Raw genomic sequence first — 26,851 nt, 5'->3', positions numbered from 1 at the left:
GGGAAGCGAAAGAGGGGCCGTGTTCAAACAAATCCGCGCCAGCGCAGGACAACAATCAGCAGCACAGCGACCACAATCAACGCAAAGGCCATGCTTGCAAAGATATCCAGCACCCGCCCCCGACGTCGATCCGCGAGGTCGATGGATTTCAGGTGTTTGATGACCTCATCCGCCGAACGCGAGAGCTTTGCCTCTTCGACAGTCATGCGCAGCTTTGGATGCTCCAACAGGGGTTGCACCGCTGCCAACTCCTGCCCGAGCCGGTAAATGCGGCGCGGCAGGCGGCGGCGAGCGCGTTTCAGTGCGAGCGCAAGATCCCCGCCTGCATGTTCACGGTCTTTCAACAGCTCGCGCAGCTCTGCAATCTTGTGAATGAGTGTATCTGCCATCGCGCTGCCTGCCTGCGTTTGGGTGACGGTCTTTCACCCCAAAGGGCGGTTTGTGTTGCCCCAAGCATAGGGACCACCACGCAGAGCCTCAATCCCGATGGTGAGGTTCACCTCCCCCACCGGCACCTTTGTGCCATCCAATCCGGCAATGGGGCTGGCGAAGCCTGACAGGCGAAGCTATCAAAAGGCCATGCTGAACATCCTCCGCCATGGTGCCCCGACCGACAAACCCACTTTGATGATCGCCCATGGGCTTTATGGGTCTGCGCGCAACTGGGGGGCCATTGCCAAGCGGCTTTGTGATGATCGACAGGTTATCGCCGTCGACATGCGAAACCACGGCGACAGCCCGTGGACAGACAGCCACAGCTACAGCGACATGGCTGCGGACCTGGCCGAGGTGATCGCGGCAGAGGGTGGCCCTGTTGACCTGATCGGGCATTCCATGGGCGGCAAGGCCTCCATGACTTTGGCCCTGCAACACCCCGATCTGCTGCGTCGTCTCCTGGTTGCTGACATTGCCCCGGTTCAATACAGCCACAGCCAGATTCAGTTCATCCACGCCATGCGCGGTGTCGATCTCAACCAGGTTGAGCGCCGCTCTGACGCGGAAGAGCAATTGGCCCGGCAAGGGGTCGAGAAAGCGCTGCAGAGCTTTTTCACCCAATCCCTGGATCTGCCGAACAAACGCTGGCGACTGAACCTGGATACGCTGGAACGGGACATGCCACTGGTCATGGGCTTTCCCGATCTGACCAAAGCCGGATCACCGCCAGTGTTTGAGGGTCCGACCCTGTTTCTGTCGGGGGCCAATTCGGACTATGTGCTGGCGGAACACCGCCCCATCATCAAGGCGATGTTCAGCCAGTCTCATTTCGCCAAACTGCCTGACAGTGGCCATTGGCTGCACGCAGAAAACCCGCGCGCCTTTGTTGCGACAGCGCGCAGCTTTTTCGACGCCTGAGCTGTCAGCCCTGATAAAGCCTGCGCGCGACAAGATAGGCCACCGGCATCGCCACCACCGCACCAGCCGCCGCTGCCGCAAGGATGGCGGGCACTGTCAGGTAGCCTGCCACCAGAACCGCAATGACGGCGGCACCGGCCATGCTGCTGCCGATCAGGGAATAAAGAATAGAGGCGAGGCGGATCATGGAGAACTCCGTATCTTGATATCTGCACCTGTCCGACCACCTGACCGGACACCTTCTGGGTCCAGAAATCACGCTTTGCCCTCTTCCTCTTTGATCGTGATCAGTTTCTATCCGCCCCTCACAAAGAAATCGCCGCCGCACCGGGCGGGTGCAGCGGCGGCGGAGAGCGCGAGGCACTGACGGCTCTCCGGGCTGTTACGCGGCGCTTGTCCGAACCCATGGCACTGACAGGGACAGGCGCGGGCACATTCGCGTCTTCAGCCGATTGCGCGGGCTTTGTGATCGTGGCTGCCGGTGGCAGAGCGCCCAAGCGCAACCACCTGCCCACCGCCACTGAGCTGAAAGCGCGACATCTGTCGCATCAGTTCATTGGCGTCATTTGATAGCGTCTGGCTTGCGGCCGTCGCCTCCTCCACCATCGCGGCATTGTGCTGGGTCACCTGATCCAGCTGGCTCACGCCCGTGTTGATCTCAACCAGTGTCACGGACTGCTCTGCCGCGCCGGTTGCGATCTGGCTGACGTGGCCGGAAATGGTGCTGACGCTTGCGATGATCTTCTGCAATTCATCCCCTGCCCGGCTGACCAGCTGCACGCCATTGCCAACGTATTGCGAGCTTTCGGTGATCAGCTGCTTGATTTCCCCTGCCGCGTCCGAGGAACGCTGCGCAAGCGCTCGCACCTCGGAAGCGACAACCGCAAATCCGCGACCTGCTTCGCCAGCACGTGCAGCTTCAACTCCGGCATTAAGCGCGAGGAGGTTCGTCTGAAATGCGATATCGTCGATCACTGAGATGATCTGCGAAATCCGGCCCGAAGATTCCTCGATCTGAGACATCGCCGTCACCGCACTGCTCACCACTTCACCGCTTCCTTCAGCGGCGCTACGGGCATTGCTGACGATCCCCTCCACTTCACGCGCCCCATCAGCGGCAGAGCGAACGGTTGACGTCAGCTCTTCGATAGCGGCGGCGGTTTGCTCCAGCGTGGCCGCCTGGGTTTCCGTGCGGTGGGACAATTCCGAAGAAGACTGGCTGATTTCACCAGAAGTCCGCTCCACTGCCTGCGCCACCTCGGCAACGGTCTGCAAGGCAGAGCTCAGCGTCTCCTGCGCGCGGTTGAAGGCATTGGTGAGCGCCGCCATATCCGGCAGATCGCTGGTGGCGACACGATGGCTCAGATCGCCCCGGCTCAACACCTCTAGCCCCTCTGCAATCTCGGAAATCGACCGCTGCCGCGCGGTGATATCCGTCGCCAGTTTGACCACCCGAACAGGTTTGCCGGTCTCATCCACGACAGGTGCATAGGTTGCCTGAATCCAGATCACCTCCCCTGTCTTGCGAATGCGTGGATATTGGTCGGTGAAAAACTTGCCAGCAGCAAGATCGGCCCAGAATGACTTGTACTCGGGGCTTTTGGCATAGCTTGGTTCCACGAACATGGAATGATGCTTGCCGACGATCTCCTGCAGCTCATAGCCGACCGCCGCAAGAAAGTTGGAGTTTGCCTCCAGGATTGTGCCGTCTGGCTCGAACTGGATCACAGCCTGCGTGCGGTTGATCATATCGAGCAACGCCTGTTCCTGTGCAAACCCGGAAGACCGGCGATCTTTTCCCATTAATTTAGCGAGCATCTTTACCTCGAATATGATCGTTAAAGTACTTGCCATATTCAATAAGCCTGGTGTCTTTTCGGAATGATTAATTTTTAGGCGATCAATGGGAATTTTTGATGGAAAATCTATTTTAGATGGCTTCCTGATACATTGCCCCGCAATCCCAAAACCTATTGGAGAAACTATCCAAGCAAACTCGCCCAACATAGCGTGCTGCTTTCTTGAGGCCTAAAATGCGGACCACTCAACCTTAATGACAAAATGCGTCGCATTCTAATCAACCCAGAGCCCTTCAAACAGGTCAAAAGCCAATAAAACAAGGCCAACCAGGGTGTCTCTTTTATGACAACACCCGTGACAAAAACGACGGGATGTTAACGAGAACTGAAGAGTTTCAGAGTCATCTTATCTCTATAAAAGAATGTGAATGATAACGATGCTCGGAACCGCTCATGAGTTTTGCCCCCATTACCTGGGTTAGGTCGCTCAATAATAAGACATATCTGCCCTCTCTCGTGGCGTTGATTGCGATAGTCTGGGCCGGAATCTATGCCGAGATCCAGAACAACGTCATTTCGGAACAGCAACTGCGCGCTGATGTGCAATACGAGGCCGGGCTGGTGCGTGCCCGCCTTGAAGGTAATCTTGCTGCAGACATTCAGCTGGTGCGCGGCATGAAAGCTGTCATTTCAACAGAGCCAAACATCTCCCAAGACCGCTTTGCGGTCCTTGCATCCAAGCTGCTGATGGAACGCACCGATCTGCGAAATATCGCCGGGGCGCCGGATCTGGTCATCTCACTCATGTACCCGATGGAGGGCAATGAGGCGGCGATGGGGCTGGATTACAACAAGAACGAAGCGCAACGCGCAGCTGCCTTCCGGGCCCGTGACAGCGGGGATCTGGTTGTTGCCGGTCCTGTCAATCTTATGCAGGGGGGCCAAGGCCTTATCAGTCGCTTTCCGATTTTCACCGGACCTGCCGACGACAAAACCTTTTGGGGCATCCTTTCGGCGGTCATCGATGTCGAAAAGGTCTACAAGGCCGCTGGTCTTCTGGATGACGACCTGATGATCGATGTCGCCCTTGTCGGAAGGGATGGCACCGGCGCGGGAGGAGAGCATTTCTACGGCGATCCCGCGATTCTCACGGACAATCCTGTCTTGATGAACATCGCTCTGCCTGTTGGCAATTGGCAGCTCGCCGCGCGTCCGCGTGGTGGCTGGCCTGCTCAGGCGGCGAACACCTGGCAGCTGCGAGTGACGGTCCTTCTTGCCGGAGCCTTTATCCTGTTTCCAACCATCATGGCCGGGCGCCTGTCTGCGGCGCGCCGTTTGATCATTCGCACCCTGAAGCGGCGCGAACGGGATCTCGAGACACTGTCGCGCAGGCTCGAAATGGCGGTGGAGACCTCCAAGATCGGCATCTGGGAAATCCATGAAGACGACGATATGGCGATCTGGGATCTTCGTATGCGCACGCTCTATGATGATCCGACCGGCAGCGGTGACGTTCCCCTCAGCACATGGCGGAGCTTTATTCTGCCCGCTGATCGGGACGCCGTAATCGAAGGTTTTCAGAAGTCCTTGCACAATGGGACCGGTCATTCTGTGGATTTCACCGTGCAGCTGCCGGACGGGACGCGCAAGAACATCCGCGCAATGGGGCGCGCCTATCGCGATGAGCGCGGTCGCAATTGCATGATCGGGGTGGAATGGGACGTCACGCGCGATGTGGAACTGTCCAATGATCTCAAGCGCGCCAACCTCACCCTCACCAAACGCAACACCGAACTGACACAGGCCAAGCTGGCCGCTGAAAAGGCAGATCAGGCGAAATCAGAGTTCCTCGCCAACATGAGCCACGAGATCCGCACGCCGATGAACGGAATTGTGGGCATGGCCGATATCCTCGCCAATACCGATCTCTCCGCCGAACAACAGCAATGCGTCGACACGGTGCGCGAGTCCTCCAGCGCCCTGCTCAAGATCATTAACGACATTCTCGATCTTTCCCGGCTCGAGGCCGGGAAAATGGAAATCAGCCCGATTGATTTTGACCTGCGCAAATGTGTGGACGGCGTGGTCGATACTCTGCGTCCAAGAATGGTCGAAAAGGGGCTGACGTTCACTCAGACCTATACCGCCGACCTGCCCGAACTGGCACACGGGGACAATGGCCGACTGCGCCAGATCCTGCTGAACCTGCTTGGAAATGCGGTCAAATTCACCAAGGAAGGCAGCGTCGGGCTGCATGTGTCACGCGACAAGAGTGATCCCTATCGGATGTGTTTTGAAGTCAAGGACACCGGGATCGGCATTTCCGAGGATCAGGCTGAACATATCTTCGAGCGGTTTTCCCAAGCGGATGCGGCAACCACGCGCCACTTTGGCGGTACCGGGCTTGGGCTGACCATCTCCAACATTCTGGCAGAGCGGATGGGGGGGCAGATCACCCTGGCATCCGAGCCGGGCAAGGGGGCGACCTTCCGCCTTGAAATACGGCTTGAGCCGCCGAAGGCAGCACAGAACGCCCCGCACGCACCCACCTCTTCTGTTGTGGCAGAGGTCCGGCCTGCAACGCTGATCCTCGCGGATGACAACCAGACCAACCGCCTGCTGATCAACAAGTACCTGCAGAGCACGCCCCTGGACATCATCGAGGCCACGAATGGCCGCGAGGCGGTTGATCTGTGTCGAACACATGCCCCGGATATCATCCTGATGGATATGTCCATGCCCGAGGTGGACGGCATCGAAGCCACCCGCCAGATCCGCGCAGATGCCGACATCAACCAGCCCATCATCATTGCGCTGACAGCAAACGCCTTTGAAAGCGATCGGCGGGCCTGTCTGGATGCTGGCATGAACCATTTCCTGCAAAAGCCGATCCGCAAGGCCCTTTTGCTAGAGACGATTGCCACAGTGCAGGCCGATCAGGCCGAGACGACAGAAGAGGCACCCGCCCGCTCTATTGGCTCATGATCCCTGCCGCATCTGCGCTTGGGCCTACCGGATCAAAGCTGGGTATCACGAGAGTCTAGGTGTTGCGGACCATGAAAAGGGTGGTACGGGCGGTGGGACTCGAACCCACACGGGGCAACACCCCAACAGATTTTAAGTCTGGTATGTCTACCATTCCATCACGCCCGCCCGAGAGGGGCTTTCGCCCCCTCTTGCGGCACAAGACCTAACCAGAGCCGCGATCAGGTACAATCATTTTTTTGCGGCACAAGACCTAACCAGAGCCGCGATCAGGTACAATCATTTTCCTGTGGATTTTTCGCGTGCTGCGCATTTTGGCAAACATGGACGTCGATCTCGCTGCCCCGACGCCAGCCGGCCCCGCTCTAAAGCTCCACCTCAGGCCCTGTTTCGGTCAATGGTGCGCCTTCTGTTCTGGGCGCCAATGGACCACCCGGCGCCCGCAGATGCCGTTCCGGCAGCCAGGGGTTAAGCGCCAGCGCCTTATCAAGCACCTGCCCGGCCTCCTCTAGCCGTCCCAAACCATAAAGCGACAGCGCCTTGCCGCTTAGCGCGCCAAGATGGGTTGGCGTCAGCGCAAGCGCCCTGTCCAGATCAGCAAGCGCTGCAGAAAAATCGCGGCGCAGATATTGCACAAAGGCGCGCTGATTGTAGCCCTCTGCGTACTCCGGACAATAGGCAACCAGCCGATCAAGCGCCTGAAGAGCCCCAAGAAAATCAAAAACCGCCCTCCGCGACATCCCCTGATCCAGCAGCGCCTGGGCCTGTTCGTTGGGCGCATCCGTCCACAGCTCCCACAGCTGATTGGACACCCCCTGCGCCGCGGCGTCACTGCCTGCGGACTGAAGTTTCGCAAACAGCGCCCGCGTTGCCGCCTCATGGTCCTTTGGCGCTGGACAGCTCGCGGCAGTATCTTCGACGCCATCCCCCGCATCCTGCGCCAACGCCTGCCATGAAAATCCAGCAGCCACGATCGCAGCAAAAACCGCAGGTTTGGCAAAACCCACGGGAAACAGAGAGAGTGTCGGGATCTGTCGCATATTTCAACAGTGGTCCAAACCGGCGCGCAGGCAAGTCACGATTTCGCGCAGACGGCCAAACAATCCCAGATCACGGCGCCAGCGCACTGTCCTCGATCACCGCCTGCATGGCGACATAAGTCGAGGTAGACGCCACATGAGGCAGCGCAGAGATCTTCTCTCCCAGAACGGCGCGATAGGCCGACATAGAGCGGGTTCGCACCTTGAGCAGGTAGTCAAAATGCGACGCCATCAGATGCGCCTGCTCGATTTCCGGCACCTTGGCCAGCGCTGCGTTGAACTTGGCCAGCGCCTCCTCGCGGGTATCGGTCAGCTTCACTTCGACAAAGGCCACATGATCCAATCCGAGCCGAATGGGATCTATCAGCGCGCGATAGCCTGTGATGATCCCTTCTTTTTCCAGACGGCGCAGCCGGGCCTGTGTCGGCGTTTTGGAAAGCCCGATCCGGCGGGCGAGATCAGCAATTGAGATCCGCCCATCCTCTCCCAGCGCATGTAGAATCGCCTGATCGAACTTATCAAGGCCGGGAAAGTCCATTTGCATCGAAAAACTCCGCCATTTTGGGTGCTCCGCCTACAATTCCCACATCTTTAGGCGAATGTCCCGAATTTTTCAGAGTAAAATGCACATATAGACCACCCCCGACCGCAAATCGGGGCTTTTCGGAGATTTCCCAAATGACCGCTCAATCGATCCCAGCCACAGGATTCGTGCTCTCTGCCGAGGCCGATCAGGCTCCCACCACCCTGCCCTTGCGTCTGCAGATTGACGCAGGAACCTACGCCGATCAGGCGCAGATGCGCGATCAGCTGTTTGCGCTTGCAGACCTGAGCGATGCAGATCGCAAGACCATCTCTGCCAATGCCGCCGCGCTGGTGCGTGACATCCGCGGCCACTCCTCTCCCGGCTTGATGGAGGTATTTCTGGCGGAATATGGCCTCTCGACCGATGAAGGGGTTGCCCTGATGTGTCTGGCCGAGGCGTTGTTGCGGGTGCCGGACGCCGACACGATTGACGCGCTGATCGAGGACAAGATCGCCCCCTCTGACTGGGGCAAGCACCTTGGGAAATCAACATCTTCTCTGGTCAACGCGTCCACCTGGGCCTTGATGCTGACTGGCAAGGTTCTGGACGAGGACCGCAGCCCGGTTTCCGCTCTCAGAGGCGCGATCAAGCGCCTCGGCGAGCCTGTGATCCGCACCGCCGTCAGCCGCGCGATGAAGGAAATGGGTCGGCAGTTCGTCCTTGGGGAAACCATCGAAAGCGCCATGAAACGGGCCTCTGCGATGGAGGCCAAGGGCTACACCTACTCCTATGACATGCTGGGAGAGGCTGCCCGCACAGAGGCCGACGCCGCCCGCTACCACCTGGCCTATTCTCGCGCCATCTCTGCGATTGCGGTGGCATGCAACAGCGACGACATCCGCCAGAACCCCGGCATCTCTGTCAAACTTTCGGCGCTGCACCCGCGATACGAGCTCGCGCAGGAAACCAGTGTGCGCAACGAGTTGGTCCCGCGCCTGCAGGCGCTTGCGCTCTTGGCAAAAGCCGCTGGCATGGGGCTCAATGTCGATGCCGAGGAGGCAGACCGCCTGTCGCTCTCTCTTGAGGTGATCGAAGAGGTGATCTCTGATCCCGCACTGGCGGGCTGGGACGGCTTCGGGATTGTCGTTCAGGCCTATGGCCCCCGCACGGGTGCGGCGCTGGACGCCCTTTACGACATGGCGGACCGCTATGATCGCCGCCTGATGGTGCGTCTCGTGAAAGGCGCCTATTGGGACACAGAGGTAAAGCGCGCCCAGGTCGAAGGCGTCGATGGCTTTCCGGTCTACACCAACAAGGCCCTGACCGATGTGTCCTACATCGCCAATGCCCGCAAACTGCTGCAGATGACGGATCGGATCTATCCACAGTTTGCGACCCATAACGCCCATACCGTCTCTGCGATCCTGCACATGGCCCGCGACGCCAACAAAGGCGACTATGAGTTCCAGCGCCTGCATGGCATGGGGGAAACCCTGCATCAGATGGTTCTGGAGCAGAATCAAACGAACTGCCGGATTTATGCACCGGTTGGGGCGCATCGTGACCTCCTGGCCTATCTGGTGCGCCGTCTGCTGGAAAACGGTGCCAACAGCTCGTTTGTAAACCAGATCGTCGACGAAAACGTGCCCCCAGAGGTGGTCGCAGCCGATCCTTTCACCAAGGTTGATGATCTCAGCAACACCCTGCGCAAAGGCCCCGATCTGTTCCAGCCAGAGCGCACGAATTCCAAGGGGTTTGATCTGGGGCACGCCCCGACCCTTGCAGCCATCGACACCGCCCGCGCGCCCTATGCGGCTCATCAATGGGCGGCCGCGCCGCTGATCGCGTCCCCCCTGAGCGCAGCTGGTGGCGCAGAGCATCCGGTAACAAACCCTGCCAATCTCACGCAGGTGGGAACTGTGCGCCTGCCGTCAGATGCAGATCTCGACAGCGCGCTTGCAGCCGCGACGCCCTGGCAGGCAAGCGCAACCGAGCGCGCAGATGTACTGAACCGAGCGGCCGATCTTTACGAAGAAAACTATGGAGAGCTGTTTGCCCTCCTGGCGCGCGAGGCAGGCAAGACCCTGCCCGACTGCGTGGCTGAACTGCGCGAAGCGGTGGATTTCCTGCGCTACTATGCGGCTCGCATCCCCGCAGAAGACCCGGTTGGCGTCTTTACCTGCATTTCGCCCTGGAACTTCCCGCTGGCAATCTTCTCTGGCCAGATCGCGGCGGCGCTGGCCGTGGGCAATGCCGTGCTTGCAAAACCCGCAGAACAGACCCCGCTGATTGCCTATCGCGCTGTATCGCTCCTGCATGAGGCCGGTGTCCCCGTCAGCGCGTTGCAGCTGCTGCCCGGTGGGGGAGAGGTCGGCGCTGCGCTGACTTCAGATCCGCGCGTCGGTGGCGTGGCCTTCACCGGGTCAACCGCGACAGCACTGAAGATCCGCGCAAGCATGGCCGACAACCTGCGCCCCGGCGCCCCCCTGATTGCCGAGACCGGTGGCCTCAACGCCATGATCGTGGACAGCACCGCCTTGCCGGAACAGGCCGTCCAGTCGATCATCGAAAGCGCCTTCCAGTCGGCCGGTCAGCGGTGTTCGGCGCTGCGGTGTCTCTATCTGCAGGATGATATCGCGGATACAGTCCTGAAGATGCTGAAGGGCGCGATGGATGCGCTGAACCTTGGCGATCCGTGGCATCTGACCACAGACAGCGGCCCGGTCATCGACGACACCGCCCGCGCAGGCATTCTGGCGCATATCGACACCGCCCGCGCCGAAGGCCGTGTTCTGAAAGAGATGCAAGCCCCACAGGGCGGCACCTTTGTCGCGCCGACGCTGATTTCGGTTCCCGGGATTTCTGCGCTGAAGCAAGAGATCTTTGGCCCGGTCCTGCATGTCGCGCGCTTCAAATCGCAAGAGCTGGACAAGGTGATCGATGACATCAATGCCACTGGGTATGGTCTGACATTTGGCCTGCACACCCGGATCGATGACCGGGTGCAGTACATCTGTGACCGGATCCATGCAGGCAACCTTTACGTCAACCGCAACCAGATCGGCGCCATTGTCGGCAGCCAGCCCTTTGGCGGTGAAGGACTGTCAGGCACTGGCCCCAAGGCGGGTGGTCCGCTGTATCTCAGCCGGTTCTGCGCCCCGGACCGCCAGCGCGTGGACAGCAACTGGGCAGAAGGTGCCAGCGAAATGTCCTCCCTGCCCGCGCCCAGCGGTCAGCCAATGGTTCAAACCAGCCAGAGCCTGCCCGGTCCGACAGGTGAATCCAATCGCCTGTCGCAAAGTGCTCGCCCACCGGTTCTGTGTCTTGGACCGGGCGAGACCACGGCACAGGCGCAGGCCCGCGCTGTACAGGATCATGGTGGCACTGCGATCATCGCAACCGGCCCCGTCCCTGCGGAACTGCTGCAAACCGCAGACGGTTTCTCTGGTGTGATCTGGTGGGGGAGCGACGCAGATGCCCGCTCCATCGAACAGGCACTGGCACAGCGCGATGGCCCGATCCTGCCATTGATCCCCGGCCTGCCGGATGTGGCCCGTGTTCAGGCAGAACGGCACGTTTGCGTCGACACAACCGCCGCAGGTGGCAATGCCGCGCTCTTGGGCGGGATGAGCTGATCACAAGACAGACGCCGCAGCATCAAGCTGCGGCACTTTTGCCAGAACCCTTGACGCTGGGCCGAGAAAGGCCCAGCGTTTTCATATGTTTCCGCTCAGAGATCACAACCCGTCCGGCCGCACCCCCTATGTCGTCTATGCGCTGATGGCGGCCAATATCGCCATCTTTGCGATCACTTTCTTTGGCTACGACACGCCTCGCAGTCTTCAATCGCTTTACAACGCCTACGCGCTTCTGCCCGCCGAAGTGACGGCAGGCTATGATCTCAAGACCCTCGTGACCTCAACCTTCCTGCACGGAAGCTGGATGCATCTGGGGGGCAACATGCTGTTTCTTTGGATCTTTGGCGACAATATGGAAGATGAGATGGGGCATCTGCCCTTTTTGATCTTCTACCTCGTCAGCGGGGTTGGCGCGGGCCTGTTGCATATTGCAAGCGCCCCGGACTCACTGGTTCCACTGGTTGGCGCCTCCGGTGCCATCGCAGGTGTCATGGGCGGCTACCTGCTGCTCTTCCCCAAGGCACGGGTGGACATCCTTCTGATCTTCATCGTCTTTTTCCGCATCATCTCGATCCCCGCTTTTGTCATGCTGGGTGTCTGGCTGGGCTTGCAGTTCATCGGGGGCTTTGGGTCCGACCCCACGCAAGGTGGGGTTGCCTACTGGGCCCATGCGGGTGGTTTTGGGGTCGGTATCGTTCTGACCCTGCCCCTGTGGCTCCGGCGCGGTGGCCCCGCGTATTGGAACCGCATGCGCGGTCGTCCGCCCCATCCGGAAGGCCGCTATTCGCTCACCCGCGTGCCGAAAGTGCGGGCCAAGCCCCTGAACCACAGGGGCCCCGGTCGGCACAATGGCCCTTGGGGTAGATGAACCTCGCACCCGGCGCCAGACATGCCCAACAAAAAACGCGGCCCGAGGGGACCGCGTTTTCCGTCGTCCAGATGATCGACGCTGGCCTTAGCCGCGGATCACCTTGGAGAAGTTCTCAAAGATCGGTTCGTTCGAGCAGATCACGTCACCGGCTTCAAGAATGTTGCTTTCGGGATCAATCGCCTCAACCAGGCCACCGGCCTCTTGCACGATGATGATGCCTGCCGCCAGATCCCAGGCGTTCAGACGACGCTCCCAGTATCCCTCGTAGCGGCCCGCCGCCACATAGGCCAGATCCAGCGCCGCAGCACCCCAACGACGCACGCCAGCGCAGGCAGGCATCAGACGCGCCAGATCCTGCAGGGTCGCAGGCAGATCAGAGCGACCGGCAAAGGGTAGGCCTGTTGCAAAGATGGATTCGATCATGCGGTGACGACCAGACACACGGATACGAGTGTCATTCATCCACGCGCCAGCGCCCTTTTCGGCAAAGAACATCTCGTCCTTGGCGGCGTCATAGACCACACCAGCCACAACCTTGCCCTTGTGTTCCAGAGCGATGGAAATCGCCCAATGCGGCAGACCGTGCAAAAAGTTGGTGGTGCCATCCAGCGGATCAACGATCCAGCGACGGGTCGGATCTGCGCCGTCTTCCTCGCCCCCTTCTTCGGCCAGCCAGCCGTAGGTGGGACGCGCGCCCATCAGCTCGTCCTTCAGGATCTTTTCAGCCGCGATATCGGCCTTGGAGACAAAGTCCCCCGCGCCCTTTCTCGACACCTGAAGGTTTTCAACTTCGCGAAAATCCTTGACCAGCGACCGCCCCGCCTTGCGGGCAGCTTTGATCATGATGTTGAGGTTTGCGCTGCCAATCATGCGAAAGACTCCTGTGCACCAAAGGGGGAGATGTCGGTCAAACCGTGCCTATACGCGCCTGATTGCCGCTTGCCAAGGCCCAATAAAGCCGAACCTGCACCCCTTATGCGCATGAGAGCTATGCCGCAGGCGCATAAGGGCGTTTTCACGGGGTTTCAGTGAAAACAGGCGTCGGTCGCGCGCATCACTGCTGCTGCAGACGCCGCGCTTCGACCTTTGCCAGACGGATCAACTCCTGCATGTAGGGCTTGTCACGATCCTCCGAACGGATCGCCGCATAAAGCCGCCGGGTGATCCCCTTGGCTGTCAGCGGTCTGGTCACGTAATCAGAGGAGTATTTCACCTCTCGCACCACCCAGTCAGGCAGCACCGAAATCCCCCGGTTTGAAGCGACCAACAGCAAAATGACGGCGGTCAGCTCCACCTGCCGGATATGGGCAGGCTCAACTCCTGCCGGGGTAAGAAGCTGATTGAAGATATCCAGCCGCGCCTTTTCCACCGGATAGGTAATGAGCGTCTGGCCACGAAAATCTTCGGCATCGACATAGGGTTTTTCGGCCAATGGATGCTGGGCAGAGGCCACGAACACGGGATTGTAGTCGAACAGCTCGATGAACTCGACACCGGGGAGATCTTCCGGGTCGGACGACACCACCAGATCCACCTCCTCCTTCTGAAGCGCAGGCAGCGCATCAAATGCCAGCCCCGGTCGGATATCCACATCCACATCTGACCAGTTTTTCCGCAGCCCCTCCAGCACCGGGAACAGCCACTCGAAACAGGCATGGCATTCGATCGCGATATACATCCGTCCCGTGTTGCCATCCCGCAGCGCAGAAAACTCGGCCTGAATCGCCTCGACCTGCGGCAACACCTGTTCTGCCAGCCGCAACAGCCGCAGCCCAGCCGCCGAAAGTTTCATCGGTTTTGAACGCCGCAGGAACAGCTCCACCCCCGCCTGATCCTCCAAACCCTTGATTTGGTGGCTCAACGCACTCTGTGTGATGTTCAACATGTCGGCGGCACGGGCCAGCCCACCCTCCTGATGGATCGCCTTGATCGTGCGGAGGTGTCGGAATTCGATGTGCATCTGTCGGATCGCTCATGTTGTTCTTGAGTATTATGAAATTGTTTCACAATTGCTGCTATGCAACAAGAGACGAAATCAAGCGGAGTTCTGTTCATGACGACCCCAGAAATTTCATTCGAGTTTTTCCCGCCGCAGACGCTGGAAGCGTCTTTCCGTCTCTGGGACACCGTTCAAACCCTCGCCCCCCTTGGGCCGCGTTTCGTGTCGGTAACCTATGGCGCGGGGGGAACCACCCGGGATCTCACCCGCGAGGCGGTGGCGACGCTGCACAAATCATCCGGCCTGAATGTCGCTGCACATCTGACCTGTGTGAACGCAACCCGCAACGAAACCATGGAGATCGCCGACCAGTTCGCCGCAGCTGGTGTGCGCGAAATCGTTGCGCTGCGTGGCGATCCACCAAAGGGCTCTGGCGGGTTTGTGCCGCACCCGGATGGCTTTGCCAACTCGGTCGAGCTGATTGCAGCGCTGGCGGAGCGGGATCAATTCTCCATTCGCGTCGGCGCCTACCCTGACCGTCACCCCGAAGCCGCAAGCGACCGGGCCGACGTCGAATGGCTCAAGCGCAAGCTTGACGCCGGCGCGGACGAGGCGCTGACGCAGTTCTTCTTTGAGGCGGACACCTTCTTCCGGTTCCGCGATGACTGCGCCAAGGCCGGTATCGACACCAGCCGCATCACACCCGGCATCCTGCCCATCGAAAACTGGAAGGGCGCCCGCAATTTCGCCAAGCGCTGCGGCACCAAAATCCCGGCCTGGGTCGAGGAGGCTTTTGACAAGGCTGTGCGCGACAACCGCGAGGATCTTCTGGCCACGGCGCTCTGCTCTGAGCTTTGCTGCGACCTGATGGAAGGTGGCGTCGAAAAGCTCCATTTCTACACGCTGAACCGCCCGGAACTGACCCGCGATGTCTGTTTTGCTCTTGGCATCACACCAAAAGTTCAGCTGGAGAACGTGGCGTAGCGCTTGCCGCTCAATACGCCCCCACATAGCCTGTGCACCATGCGCCCCTGCTGATCCCGGCGGGGGCGCTTTATTTTGCCGCGCCTCACCAAGGACCAGCCCATGACGACGCAAGCCGCCCCCAGCCCTTCTGTTTATCAGCGCCCCGACACCCTGCGCGTTGCCCGCTCCCCCCAAGAGCTGCTGCGCATGGACGAAATCGCCAATATCTCCGGGCTGGAATTCATGCAGGGCATCCTGACCGGCCGCCTGCCCGGCCCCCCAATCGGCGAAACCCTTGGCTATCACCTCCACAGTGTCGAAGAGGGAAAGGTGGTTTTTCGCGGCACACCTGAATTTGGCGTCACCAACCCGATGGGCACGGTGCACGGTGGCTGGTACGGCACCCTTCTGGACAGCGCGATGGCCTGCGCCGTGATGACCCGCGTGCCCAAGGGATCTGTCTATACAACCTTGGAATTCAAGGTGAACATCCTGCGATCCATCCCACTTGGCACGACCATTGACTGTGTCGGCACCACCGATCACGTCGGCCGCTCAACCGGGGTTGCTCATGGCGAATTGCGCGGGGTGGAAGATGGCCGTCTTTATGCAACCGGCTCTACGACCTGTATCGTGATGAAAGTCGCCGCAGACTGATCCGCGACACAGCCGCAGACCAATAAAGCCGGGTCTTCCACACGCTGGTCCGCTCACAGCAGATTTTTTGACATCCTGCGCAGGCTTTGCCGTTTGCGCCCCATGTCGATCTCGCCGCGCACCCCGGTGTCGCGAAAACCCTCGCGCAGCCAAAAGGCCCGTGCCCGCGGATTTTCATCAAGGACAGCAAGATAAATCCGAGCCGCGCCCCGTGTCCGGGCGCGCAGCTCTGCGGCGCGCAAAAAGGTCGCTCCATTCCCCGCACCCCGCGCCCAAGGCCCCAGCATCATGAAACCAAGATAGGCATCTTCCGGGTCAGGAAACCCAAATGACACCTCCGCCAGACCGGACAATCTCGGACCAAGGAAAAGGCCCAATCGATAGGACAGCTCCGGGTCGCAACCTGGCGGGCCGTCGGTGAAAAAGGCCGCAGCCTTGGCCAGATTGGGCGCCTGCCCCTCGGCCAGCAGCCAATAATCCGGCGCGTCCCGGTAGAACTGCGCAACCAGCTCCAGATCAGCATCTGGCGACAGGTCTCGGATGCGGATGTCAGACTGCATCTGCACAGCAGATCCTCCTAGGGTCAGTATGGATTGATTTGGCACCACTGGTTTACCTGATCTTGTTCCTGACAAGGCACATCGACGCAGAAATACTGGTTGTATTTCAAGGTGGTGTAATGCAGCTCAGGAGCAAGATCAGGTAAATCTTGCAGACGCAGGGAGCGCTGCAAAGCAGCGGCTTTGACCGCTTGAAATTGACCCCGCCAGTTCCTGCGCGCTCAAAACCCCTGCTAAATTGCCCTTCCTGCGCCAGTAACGCCAAATCAATCCATACTGACCCTAGGGCCGGGACAGCGCCGACTGCCAGTCTGCCAGTTTCTTGCTACTGGAATTTGCGCCAACGCTGCTGTGCAGCCGCTCGCTGTTGTCCAGACCAACGCGGCGCTTGCCCCGCAGAAGAAAGATCTTGCCCCACCCCCGCCAGGTCCCGACGGATGGTGCCCCGGGATCGACAGCAAAGCGCATGCGCCAGTCCCGCGGCAGCGGCAATCCACAGTCCTCTGCCCGCTCAAGCATCCAGATCAGTGACACATTGGCGAGGGGGCGCGCCTCCTCAAATCCGCCAAGCTGGCCGCCCACATCCCCGTGGCTGCCACGAAACCAGACCTGTTCAACTTTCCCATCATGGCCGTGGGGGCATTCCCAAAGCACCGGCGCAAAGACCTGACGTGTCTCATCCAGCGCCAGGGCGTGATAACCGTGTTTGACGTGCCGACCCAGCTGATGGTTGTGGAAGCCATGTCGCCGCTCCGCCCAGCGCCACAAAAGGGGGAGCCGCAGGCCCAGCGCCTTGACCGTGTCCCAGACGCCGACCATTTCGATCTCGACATCCTTGTGGCAGTAGCGCGCGGCAAAGGCGGCAGCAGCGCCCCCCTGCCCGATCGGCGCCCCGTCGGTGGCATCAACAGACACATCGCGGGTTGCGCCATCTTCTGCGCTGATTTCAACGCGCCCCTGAACCGCAGGGCTGCCACATTGATAATGGCGATAGGCCGTGCGGATATTGCGCACGGTGGCATGTTCCGCCGTCAGCAGCCCCACCTCGTCAATCACCCCGGCAAGCGAGCGCACGGCATAGGCGCCACGGGAATAGCCCATCAGATAGATGCGATCTCCCGGGCGGTAGCGGGAGGCCAGGTAACCATAGGCACGCCGAATCTGACGGTTGATTCCGCGCCCGATCATCACATCAGGCGTGGTGCGCCAACTGTGCCATTGGATGCCCGCTTCGTAGAAAACAGAAACTTGCGCGCCCATTTCCCGGCACAAACGGTACAGCTGGCCTGCGTGGGTTTCGCGGCCCGGTTCCAACGTGGACATGGTCCCGTCAAGAATGATGACATGGGCCACCGGCCCGCGCAGCTTGGCTTCCGCAGAATGCTCGGAGCGCAGTGGCCGACCGAGCCATCCCAGTATCCGTTTACTCAGCTGCGTCAGCGACATCCCTCAACACTTCCCATAGTCTCAGTGGTGTGTACGGCATTTCAACCTGCCGCACGCCGCGCGCCCAGACAGCGTCCTGCACGGCATTGGCAACAGCGGCAAGCGCACCCACGGTGCCCGCTTCGCCACAGCCCTTCATCCCCATCGGGTTTTCGGTGGACGGTACCGGAGCAAAGCCTACTTCGATCATTGGCACATCCGCCGCGCGCGGCAAGGCATAATCCATGAACGATGCCGTGAGCAGTTGTCCATCTTCATCGTAGACAACCCGCTCCATCATGGCCTGTCCGATGCCCTGAACCACCCCGCCATGCACCTGACCTTCGGCCAGCAACGGGTTGATAAGATTTCCGAAATCATCCACGACCGTGTAACGGTCAATGGTGCTGATGCCGGTGTCGGGATCAATCACGATTTCGGCAACATGTGCACCGTTGGGAAACGAACGCCCGGGCAGTTTCGCGGTCGCCTTGTGACGCAGGAGATCTTCACGCCCCTGCTGTCGCGCCAGCTCTGCGGCTTCAACCATGCTCGGGCGCTGGTTGCTTCCTGGAGCGCTAAAGGTTTCGGCGTCAAAGGTGATGGTCTGGGGATCAACCCCCATATGGTCGGCCAGAAACGGCGTAAATGCCTCGACCATCTTGTCGACGGTTGCCAATGTGGCGTTGGCCTGCGTGGTGACAGAGCGCGACCCACCAGTGCCGCCGCCCTGTGCAATCCGGTCGCTGTCGCCCTGGATGACGGTGATATCTTCCGCCGGAATGCCGGTCTGGTCCGCCAGAAACTGTGCATAGACCGTTTCATGGCCCTGCCCGTTGCTTTGCGTTCCGACATAGATGCTCACCCGACCATCCTCCTCAAAGGCGACGTCTGCGCTTTCTGAAGGATCACCCAAAATACTTTCGATATAGTAACACAAGCCGATGCCGCGCAGTTTGCCCTTGGCTGCGTCTGCCGCCTTGCGCGCAGCAAAGCCATCAAGATCTGCGGCGACCCCCATCCGTTCGAGCACGTGATGAAAATCTCCCACGTCGTAGGTTTCATCGGTTGCCGTCTTGTAGGGAAACTGCTCCGGACGGATGAAATTGCGGCGGCGCAGCTCCCACGGATCGACGCCCAGTTCGCGGGCCGCCTGATCCATCACCCGTTCCAGAACATAGATCGCTTCGGGGCGACCGGCCCCCCGGTAGGCATCGACCTGAACCGTGTTGGTATAGATCCCTTCAACCCGCAGCCAGGTGGTCTGAATGTCATAAACACCGGCCAGAACACGGCTGAACAGCTGGGTCTGGATGGGCTGGCCGAAATGCGAGTTGTAGGCCCCCAGGTTGCACTGCGTGTGCACACGGTAGCCTGTGATCCGCAGATCGTCGTCAAAGGCCAGCTCTGCCAGAGACGTCAGATCGCGCCCGCCATTGTCGCTCAGCATCGCTTCGCTCCGGTCTGAAACCCAGACCACAGGCTGCTCGAGCAGACGCGCGGCATGGGCCACGACGAAATATTCCGGATATGGCATCGCCTTCATTCCGAACCCACCACCCACATCAGGCGTGGTGACATGAACGGCGTCCTCCGGCAGGTTCAGTTTCTCGACCAGTTGGCGCTTCATCGCCCAGACGCCCTGCCCACCATAGGTGAAATGCAAACGGCCCTCGCGCCAATCAGCAAAACAGCCGCGCGGCTCCATCGAATTGACGATGATCCTGTTGTCGTCCACCTGCAACGACACACGATGGGCCGCCGCGGAAAAGGCCGCTTCGGTTTTGGCCTCATTCCCAAGACCCCAGTCAAAGGCGCGATTGTCAGGCGCCTCTTGATGCAGGGCTGTGCCACCGGGAGCGAGATCGGTCTTGGCTGGCAGATCGTCAATCTCCAGCTCGATCATCTCCGCGGCATCTCTGGCCTGTGTCGATGTCTCGGCAATCACGACCGCCACAGGCTCGCCGACATAACGCACCTTGTCGCGGGCAAGGATCGGACGTTCCGGAGACGCAGCATCGCTGCCGTCGCGGTTCTTGACCAACGCGCCATCCATTCCAACCCGAAGCCCTGCAGCCTCAAGATCGGCAAGCGTGAGAACAGCCCGGACCCCATCGCTGTCGCGCGCCATCTCCAGATCCAGACCAGTGATGGTGCCGTGGGCAACAGGGCTGCGCAGAACATAAGCACGCAACGCGCCGTCTGGTGCGATGTCGTCGATATAGCGGCCCTGGCCTGTCAGAAACCTGACATCTTCCACCCGCTTAACCGATTGGCTCTTGCCGAATTTTTCCATCTTCGCACCTGCTTCTGTCGTCGTTGGACCAAGCACTCCCGCAATTGGCAGCACATCGGGCGACACACCAAACGGCGGGCTGACGCGTTCTGTCGGCCCACCGTTCGATCCGTTCAAATGCGACAGTAGCTTCAGGAGCTGGCTTGTCCAGACAGCTCGATCACAGTGGCCACATCAGACAGGCCATAGCCGTTGAATTGCGTGCTCATGGCCGAAGAATAGGCACCAAGCCCCGGAAACAGAACATAGTCACCAATCCGGGTTTCCTCCGGCAGCGGCAGGCCATCCGGCAGCCGGTCAAGGCTGTCGCAGGTCGGACCGAAGACAACCCGCGGGCGGCGATCCCCCTGCCGACGGGTGCCATTCGCGGCAACCACTTCCACCCGACCCGGAAGCCCCATGTCCCGGATATCGACCAGCCCGCCGTAAATCCCGTCATTCAGGAACACGACCTCGCCCGCCTTTCGCATCCCCTTGATGCGGGCCGCGAGGGTAAAGCTCTCAGACACCATTGCCCGTCCGGGCTCACAGATCAGCAACGGCTTGTCGTCGCCGAACGCGGCATCAGCTGCGCGGGCGATAGCCTCAAAGACGCGTTCCAGGTCCGGTGCAACGCCATCGCGGTTCGCCGCAAATCCGCCGCCAACATTGAGGCGCGCGATCTCGACACCCGCCGCAGCAATGATGTCCTTGGCCGCATAAATATACTCGACCCAGGCGCTTTCGTCCTCGCATTGGGTGCCGGGGTGGAAACACAGGGCCGGCGTCCAGCCGCCCTCAGTCACCGCTTTCAAGAGCGCGACCGCCTCCTCTGGGCTTGCGCCAAACTTGCTGCCAAAGTCATAGGCCGCACCCGCAACCGGCAGGGCAAAACGCACGGCGATCTCGCAGCTCTTGGGAACATCTGCCAGTTTGGCCAGCTCGCTTGCGTCATCCACCGACCAACTGGCCACCCCGTGGTCGATCCCTGCCGCAATTTCCGCGTCGGAGCGTACAGGGTTGTTGTAATGCATGACCGCATCGGGGCTGGCTGCACGCACCGCATCCATCTCTGCGGGCGAAGCCACGTCAAAGGCAGTGATCCCTGCGGCGACCAGATTGGACAGAACCGCCGGATGTGGATTGGCCTTTACCGCATAGGTGACAAGACCCGGAAACCCTGTCTGAAACCGATTTGCCACCTCATGCAGAACGCGCGGCGAGAAGTACAGGATCGGATGATCCGGTGTGCTGCGCGCCAGATGCGTTTCGGGAGAAAGCCAGAGAGGTGGAATCTGCTGCATGAAAAAAGGCCCTGTCATCGTGTTTCTATCAGTTTCGGCCAGTTTCCCGTCGATATCGCTCGGCACAATGACTATAGTGACGAAAACACACGACATATCGCAGGCCAAATATGCAGAACGACGAAACAGATCAGCAACTCCTCGCGCTGTTGCGGGAAAACGCCCGCCGCCCGGTGGCAGATCTGGCACGCAGGTTGGGGCTGGCGCGGACGACCGTTCAGGCCCGTCTGGAACGTCTGGAAACAACCGGCGTCATCACCGGCTACACGCTGCGCACATCGGTCAATGCACGACCTCCATTGCAAGCCACTGTCCTGATTTCAATCGAGCCCCGCACCGGACCAGAGGTGCTGGCCCGTCTGCGCAGCCTGCCGGGGGTCGAGGTGGTCCACACCACATCAGGCCGGTTTGATCTTTTGGCGCAGGTTGTGGCCCATACCACAAGCGAGCTGGACGAAACCATCGACCGCATCGGAGAAGCGCGCGGCGTCAGATCATCGGAAAGCCTGATCCACCTCGCAACAAAATTGGACCGTCAGGGGCATTAGGGTCAGAGCACCTGCACTGTCATGTCGGGAAAATCGTGCGCCCGGCCCACCCTGCGGTATCCGCATCAAGGGCAGCCGGGCGACTTGAAACCAAAGCCATCGGCACACCGGCCCGAGGGAGAAGGCCGGACAAACACTTCAGTGCCACACCGCAGCAGTGCGATCCCAAAGTGGCAAACAGTTAAGGGGTCTTGGAACACCCCCCGGCAAGGTGCTGCGCGGCATCACTCACTACCATATGCGCAGTCCCCACCTGTCACCCACCGTGGCAACTTATGCTTAAAACGCGGTTAGCAGCGCGTTCGTTCCATTCGTTTTTGATTTTTTTCAATCTGTCAGCATTGCCCCGTGGTTCTGCGCGCGCCCACTGCTCGCCTTGCGCGGTCCGGATCACAGCGCAGATCCGTTAAGGAGCCTTTCCCTTTCCCTCCCCTTTCGGTATGGGAAAGGCCGATCAGATGATACGCAGGCAGGACAATCCGATGGCGATGGACAAGACATTTAACGCAGCCGAAGCCGAAACCCGGCTCTCCAAGGCCTGGGAAGAGGCCGGTTGCTTCCGCGCGGGCGCAAACGCCAAGCGCAGCGACACCTACAGCATCATGATCCCCCCGCCGAACGTTACCGGCGTCCTGCACATGGGTCATGCCTTCAACAACACGCTGCAGGACATCCTGATCCGCTGGAAGCGGATGCAGGGCTATGACACGCTCTGGCAGCCCGGCACCGACCACGCAGGCATCGCAACCCAAATGGTGGTAGAGCGTGAACTGGCCAAGGACGGCAAGAAACGCACCGATTTCTCCCGCCCCGAGTTCCTTCAGAAGATCTGGGAATGGAAAGAGAAATCCGGCGGCACCATCATCGAACAGCTGAAGCGTCTCGGCGCCTCCTGTGATTTTGAGCGTACCGCCTTCACCATGGCAGGCGCCCAGGGCGACACCCGCACCGGGCACGAGAACTCGCCCAATTTCCACGACGCCGTCATCAAGGTCTTTGTTGAGATGTACAACAAGGGTCTGATCTACCGCGGCAAGCGGCTGGTGAACTGGGATCCGCATTTTGAAACCGCGATCTCCGACCTTGAGGTAGAGAATATCGAGGTCGCAGGCCACATGTGGCACTTCAAATACCCGCTCGCAGGCGGGGCGACCTACACCTATGTGGAGAAGGACGAGGACGGCAACGTCACGCTTGAGGAAGAGCGCGACTATATCTCCATCGCCACCACCCGCCCCGAAACCATGCTGGGCGACGGCGCGGTGGCTGTGCACCCATCGGACGAGCGTTATGCCCCCATCGTGGGCAAGCTGGTCGAAATCCCGGTCGGCCCCAAGGAACACCGCCGCCTGATCCCGATCATCACCGATGAATACCCGGACAAGGACTTTGGTTCAGGTGCCGTGAAGATCACCGGCGCGCATGATTTCAACGACTATCAGGTCGCCAAACGCGGTGGCATTCCGATGTACCGCCTGATGGACACCAAAGGCGCGATGCGCGCAGATGGTGCGTCTTATGATGAGGCCGCGACCATTGCGATGGCCGTCGCCAAAGGCGAGAAAACCCTGACCGAGGCAGAGACCGACGCCATCAACCTGGTGCCCGACGATCTGCGCGGCCTGGACCGGTTTGAGGCGCGCAAATTGGTGGTCGATCAGATCACCGCCGAAGGTCTTGCCGTGATGACCACCGTTACCACCAAGGTAAAGGATGAAGACGGCAACGAGAGCGAGGTCACCGAGACCGTGCCCTACGTCGAAAACAAGCCGATCATGCAGCCCTTTGGCGACCGCTCCAAAGTGGTGATCGAGCCGATGCTGACCGACCAGTGGTTCGTGGACGCCGCCAAAATCGTTGGCCCGGCGCTGGACGCCGTGAAAGACGGCACCGTCAAGATCCTGCCGGAAAGCGGCGAGAAGACCTATTACCACTGGCTGGAAAACATCGAGCCCTGGTGCATCTCGCGCCAGCTGTGGTGGGGCCATCAGATCCCGGTGTGGTTCGGGCCAACCATCGAAGACGGTCGTGCCCGACATCCGAACGAGCTACAGTTCTGTGCATCTAGCGCCGAAGAAGCACAACAAAAAGCAAAAGAGTACTACGACCAAGTACTTGGATACGAAATCAGCGTACACGTTCAGGACGTCGCTGAAGATGCCATCTCCGCAATGCAGACCGAGAAAGGACGCAATCCAGCTTCATCTGGAACTTCCGTCAGCTTTGACGGAACAGGGAAGATCTGTGAAATTACAATAACCCGCGACCCCGACGTGCTGGACACCTGGTTCTCCTCCGGCCTCTGGCCCATCGGCACCCTCGGCTGGCCGGAAGACACCGCCGAGATGCAGAAATACTTCCCGACCTCGACCCTCGTCACCGGTCAGGACATTCTGTTCTTCTGGGTTGCCCGGATGATGATGATGCAGCTGGCGGTTCTGGATCAGGATCTGCCGGTTGAACAGCGCATCCCGTTTGACACGGTTTACCTGCATGGCCTCGTCCGCGACGCCAAGGGCAAGAAGATGTCGAAATCCACCGGCAACGTCGTCGATCCGCTGGATATCATCGATGAATACGGCGCCGACGCGCTGCGCTTTACCAATGCGGCGATGGCCAGCCTTGGTGGCGTGCTGAAGCTCGACATGCAGCGGATCGCAGGCTACCGCAACTTTGGCACCAAACTGTGGAATGCGGTGAACTTTGCCCATTTCAACAACGTCTATGACGCCGACACCCCGGCCTATGACATCCCCGATGCCAAGGCTGCCGTGAACCAGTGGATCATCGGCGAAACCGCCAAGGTCCGGGTCGAAGTGGACGCCGCCCTGGACGCCTACCGCTTCAACGATGCGGCCCTCGGTCTCTATGCCTTTGTCTGGGGCAAGGTCTGCGACTGGTATATCGAACTCAGCAAACCGCTGTTCAACTCTGATGATGAGGCAGTGATCGCCGAGACCCGCCAGACGCTGGGTTGGGTGCTGGATCAGTGCATGATCCTTCTGCATCCGATCATGCCGTTCATCACCGAAGAGCTGTGGGGCAATACCGCCAAGCGCGACACCATGCTGGCCCATGCCGAGTGGCCGACCTACGGCACCGAACTGGTCAACGCCGATGCCGACGCCGAAATGAACTGGGTGATCACCGCGATCGAGAACATCCGCTCCACCCGCGCACAGATGCATGTGCCGGCCGGTGCCAAGATCCCGATGGTGGTGACCGAATTCTCAGATCAGGCGCGCACCGCCTGGGAAAAGAACGAGGCGATGATCCAGAAACTTGCGCGGATCACCACGCTGGAGCAGGTCGAGAGCTTCCCCAAAGGCTGCGCAAGCGTTGCGGCCCCCGGTGCCTCCTTCGGCCTGCCGCTGGCGGACGTGATCGACGTCGAAGCGGAAAAGGCACGGCTTGAGAAAACCCTCGGCAAGCTCGCCAAGGAGCTGGGTGGCCTGCGCGGGCGGCTGAACAACCCGAAATTCGCGGCCTCCGCCCCCGAAGAGGTCGTGGCGGAAGCCCGTGAAAACCTTGCCCTGCGCGAGGAAGAAGAAGCCAAGATCAAAGAGGCGCTGGCCCGCCTTGCCGAAATCGGCTGACACATGCGTGATTTGACAGGGCCGGCGATGATCCGGCCCTGTCACCACTTTCGGATGCTTCGCAGCCAATTGGCCCAATCCCGCGACATCCGGCACCTGATTTCCCATCCCTGAAATCCCCCACATCACGGCGCCGTGGTGCCAATCCTGCTTGTACACAGGCGAAACGCAGGCGGTCTTTGCGCCTAGGAAAATCTCCTGAAATTACGGTGAGATAACGTTACTTCAGTCTGTGCGAACCTTCGCTAACTTGAGGTCATTCCTGCCGGAACAACCCTGGCAGGTCGGGAAACTGATGGAGGATCCACCCCAATGAAGAAGACCTATTTTGCCGCGATGACCGCCGCCGCAGTAACAGCATTCAGCGCGCCCGCATTTGCCGGAAACACCCTTGGAACAGCATTTGGCGGTTATGATCCCGTGACCTATTCCCAGGGCGCGCCGGAACATGGCAAGGCAAAATTCTTCCACCTGTGGGATGGCGCCCTCTGGACCTTCAGCTCCGAGGAAAATCGCGACACCTTCAAGGCGGATCCAGCGGCCTACGCACCCCAATTCGACGCCTATTGCGCATGGGCCGCGTCGCAGGGCTACAAGCGTCCGGGCGATCCGAACGTCACCGAAATGGTCGACGGCAAGCTCTATACCTTCGTGCATGAAGGCGCGCGGGACAAATGGCGTGCAGATGTTGCCAAACACATCGCCGATGGCGAGGCCAACTGGGTCCGCATCGAACCCTTCTGATCGCCCATCACCTCAAAGACCCCAGCGGCCTTCAACGGTCGCTGCTTTTCTTGACGGGGGACGGATAACCCCTCCCCCTTCATTGATACCGCTACCCCACAGGCCTGCTCCCCAGGGGGTGGGTTGGGCATCAGCCCTGACCGGCAGCTTTGTGCGCAGCCTGCACAAATCCGCCAAGATGCGGCAATTTCTCCATGAAATCTGCGGCATAAGGGGAAAATCCCCGAAATGCAGTCATTGCCTTTGATCGCATTCTGTATCAGCCTGTCGCAAATCACGCCTTTCAGACGCGCAAGGGGAACCACCATGCCCAAAGGTTACTGGGTCGCTCATGTCGATGTGGACGATATGGAGCGCTACAAGGACTACATCGCCGCCAATGCAGCCCCTTTTGCAGAGTTCGGCGCCCGCTTTCTGGTCCGCGGCGGCCCCAAGGAGGTGCGCGAAGGTCAGACCCGCGCCCGCACCGTCGTCATCGAGTTCAAGGATTTCGCCACCGCCAAAGCCTGTTACGACTCGGTGTCCTATCAGCAGGCCAAGGCACTCCGAGATCCTGTATCGACGGGGGATATGGAAATCGTCGAAGGCTACGGTGGCTAAGGGCCACTTGGTATAGGGGCTGTTC

General features: G+C 60.0%; 21 protein-coding genes and 1 tRNA gene. 10 read left to right on the top strand and 12 right to left on the bottom strand.

What is annotated here, in order from left to right; genetic code table 11:
- Positions 1-23: 23 nt before the first annotated feature.
- Positions 24-389, bottom strand: a complete 366-nt coding sequence (locus tag NIT7645_RS04680; protein WP_050686232.1) for a hypothetical protein — start codon at positions 387-389, stop codon at positions 24-26.
- Positions 390-579: 190 nt separating this feature from the next.
- On the opposite strand from NIT7645_RS04680, the gene NIT7645_RS04675 reads away from it, so the two are divergent.
- Complete coding sequence (locus tag NIT7645_RS04675; protein ID WP_037302865.1) at positions 580-1,353, top strand: alpha/beta fold hydrolase; 774 nt, start codon at positions 580-582, stop codon at positions 1,351-1,353.
- Between the two features lie 4 nt (positions 1,354-1,357).
- On the opposite strand, the gene NIT7645_RS04670 is transcribed toward NIT7645_RS04675, so the two are convergent.
- Entirely contained in the window at positions 1,358-1,540 is a 183-nt protein-coding gene (locus tag NIT7645_RS04670; RefSeq protein WP_008562720.1) for a hypothetical protein, read from the bottom strand.
- 257 nt (positions 1,541-1,797) lie between these two features.
- Entirely contained in the window at positions 1,798-3,156 is a 1,359-nt protein-coding gene (locus NIT7645_RS04665; protein ID WP_008560872.1) for a methyl-accepting chemotaxis protein, read from the bottom strand.
- Between the two features lie 449 nt (positions 3,157-3,605).
- Here NIT7645_RS04665 and NIT7645_RS04660 point away from each other — a divergent pair, with 449 nt between their 5' ends.
- Positions 3,606-6,137 carry an ATP-binding protein gene (locus NIT7645_RS04660; RefSeq protein WP_008559695.1) on the top strand — a complete coding sequence of 844 codons (2,532 nt, stop codon included), beginning with the start codon at positions 3,606-3,608 and terminating at the stop codon, positions 6,135-6,137.
- 81 nt (positions 6,138-6,218) lie between these two features.
- Here NIT7645_RS04660 and NIT7645_RS04655 read toward each other — a convergent pair.
- From NIT7645_RS04655 to NIT7645_RS04645, 3 genes are all read right to left on the bottom strand, one after another.
- Positions 6,219-6,305, bottom strand: a tRNA-Leu gene (locus NIT7645_RS04655).
- Positions 6,306-6,502: 197 nt separating this feature from the next.
- A complete protein-coding gene (locus NIT7645_RS04650; RefSeq protein ID WP_050686229.1) occupies positions 6,503-7,177 on the bottom strand; it encodes a tetratricopeptide repeat protein in 675 nt (224 codons plus the stop codon).
- 70 nt (positions 7,178-7,247) lie between these two features.
- Entirely contained in the window at positions 7,248-7,721 is a 474-nt protein-coding gene (locus NIT7645_RS04645) for an Lrp/AsnC family transcriptional regulator (RefSeq protein ID WP_008560930.1), read from the bottom strand.
- 254 nt (positions 7,722-7,975) lie between these two features.
- Here NIT7645_RS04645 and putA point away from each other — a divergent pair, with 254 nt between their 5' ends.
- Together putA and NIT7645_RS04635 are read left to right on the top strand one after the other, a co-directional pair.
- Positions 7,976-11,338: a bifunctional proline dehydrogenase/L-glutamate gamma-semialdehyde dehydrogenase PutA gene (gene putA, locus NIT7645_RS04640; protein WP_242656095.1), complete on the top strand. Its 3,363-nt coding sequence runs from the start codon at positions 7,976-7,978 to the stop codon at positions 11,336-11,338.
- 85 nt (positions 11,339-11,423) lie between these two features.
- Positions 11,424-12,209 carry a rhomboid family intramembrane serine protease gene (locus NIT7645_RS04635; RefSeq protein ID WP_008559667.1) on the top strand — a complete coding sequence of 262 codons (786 nt, stop codon included), beginning with the start codon at positions 11,424-11,426 and terminating at the stop codon, positions 12,207-12,209.
- A gap of 87 nt (positions 12,210-12,296) precedes the next feature.
- On the opposite strand, the gene NIT7645_RS04630 is transcribed toward NIT7645_RS04635, so the two are convergent.
- Positions 12,297-13,082 (bottom strand): inositol monophosphatase family protein, encoded by a 786-nt coding sequence (locus tag NIT7645_RS04630; protein ID WP_008560405.1) that lies wholly within the window; start codon positions 13,080-13,082, stop codon positions 12,297-12,299.
- Positions 13,083-13,266: 184 nt separating this feature from the next.
- Entirely contained in the window at positions 13,267-14,172 is a 906-nt protein-coding gene (locus NIT7645_RS04625; RefSeq protein WP_008562274.1) for a LysR family transcriptional regulator, read from the bottom strand.
- Between the two features lie 93 nt (positions 14,173-14,265).
- On the opposite strand from NIT7645_RS04625, the gene metF reads away from it, so the two are divergent.
- The gene (gene metF, locus NIT7645_RS04620) at positions 14,266-15,135 is read left to right on the top strand and encodes a methylenetetrahydrofolate reductase [NAD(P)H] (RefSeq protein ID WP_037302868.1); all 870 of its coding nucleotides are present in this window, start codon (positions 14,266-14,268) and stop codon (positions 15,133-15,135) included.
- Between the two features lie 102 nt (positions 15,136-15,237).
- Complete coding sequence (locus tag NIT7645_RS04615; protein WP_008561935.1) at positions 15,238-15,774, top strand: PaaI family thioesterase; 537 nt, start codon at positions 15,238-15,240, stop codon at positions 15,772-15,774.
- A gap of 53 nt (positions 15,775-15,827) precedes the next feature.
- Here NIT7645_RS04615 and NIT7645_RS04610 read toward each other — a convergent pair whose 3' ends face one another.
- The 4 genes from NIT7645_RS04610 to NIT7645_RS04595 form a co-directional block, all read right to left on the bottom strand.
- Positions 15,828-16,334 carry a GNAT family N-acetyltransferase gene (locus tag NIT7645_RS04610; RefSeq protein ID WP_050686227.1) on the bottom strand — a complete coding sequence of 169 codons (507 nt, stop codon included), beginning with the start codon at positions 16,332-16,334 and terminating at the stop codon, positions 15,828-15,830.
- A gap of 282 nt (positions 16,335-16,616) precedes the next feature.
- Entirely contained in the window at positions 16,617-17,780 is a 1,164-nt protein-coding gene (locus NIT7645_RS04605; RefSeq protein WP_046210064.1) for a T6SS phospholipase effector Tle1-like catalytic domain-containing protein, read from the bottom strand.
- Positions 17,758-20,055: a xanthine dehydrogenase family protein molybdopterin-binding subunit gene (locus NIT7645_RS04600; protein WP_037302871.1), complete on the bottom strand. Its 2,298-nt coding sequence runs from the start codon at positions 20,053-20,055 to the stop codon at positions 17,758-17,760. The genes NIT7645_RS04605 and NIT7645_RS04600 overlap by 23 nt, the downstream gene beginning before the upstream one ends.
- 131 nt (positions 20,056-20,186) lie before the next feature.
- Positions 20,187-21,338 carry a type III PLP-dependent enzyme gene (locus tag NIT7645_RS04595; protein WP_037302873.1) on the bottom strand — a complete coding sequence of 384 codons (1,152 nt, stop codon included), beginning with the start codon at positions 21,336-21,338 and terminating at the stop codon, positions 20,187-20,189.
- 110 nt (positions 21,339-21,448) lie between these two features.
- On the opposite strand from NIT7645_RS04595, the gene NIT7645_RS04590 reads away from it, so the two are divergent.
- The 4 genes from NIT7645_RS04590 to NIT7645_RS04575 all read left to right on the top strand — a co-directional run bounded on the left by NIT7645_RS04590 (position 21,449) and on the right by NIT7645_RS04575 (position 26,826).
- Positions 21,449-21,886 carry an Lrp/AsnC family transcriptional regulator gene (locus NIT7645_RS04590; RefSeq protein ID WP_008562940.1) on the top strand — a complete coding sequence of 146 codons (438 nt, stop codon included), beginning with the start codon at positions 21,449-21,451 and terminating at the stop codon, positions 21,884-21,886.
- Positions 21,887-22,368: 482 nt separating this feature from the next.
- Positions 22,369-25,482 carry a valine--tRNA ligase gene (locus tag NIT7645_RS04585; protein ID WP_008561524.1) on the top strand — a complete coding sequence of 1,038 codons (3,114 nt, stop codon included), beginning with the start codon at positions 22,369-22,371 and terminating at the stop codon, positions 25,480-25,482.
- Between the two features lie 312 nt (positions 25,483-25,794).
- Positions 25,795-26,226: a YHS domain-containing (seleno)protein gene (locus tag NIT7645_RS04580; protein ID WP_008562008.1), complete on the top strand. Its 432-nt coding sequence runs from the start codon at positions 25,795-25,797 to the stop codon at positions 26,224-26,226.
- Between the two features lie 306 nt (positions 26,227-26,532).
- Positions 26,533-26,826: a DUF1330 domain-containing protein gene (locus NIT7645_RS04575; protein ID WP_050673644.1), complete on the top strand. Its 294-nt coding sequence runs from the start codon at positions 26,533-26,535 to the stop codon at positions 26,824-26,826.
- Positions 26,827-26,851 lie beyond the last annotated feature (25 nt).

Source organism: Phaeobacter italicus (assembly GCF_001258055.1).
GTDB lineage: Bacteria > Pseudomonadota > Alphaproteobacteria > Rhodobacterales > Rhodobacteraceae > Phaeobacter > Phaeobacter italicus.
The sequence above is the reverse complement of the archived record's forward strand: the minus strand, read 5'-3'. Positions and strand labels throughout refer to the sequence as shown.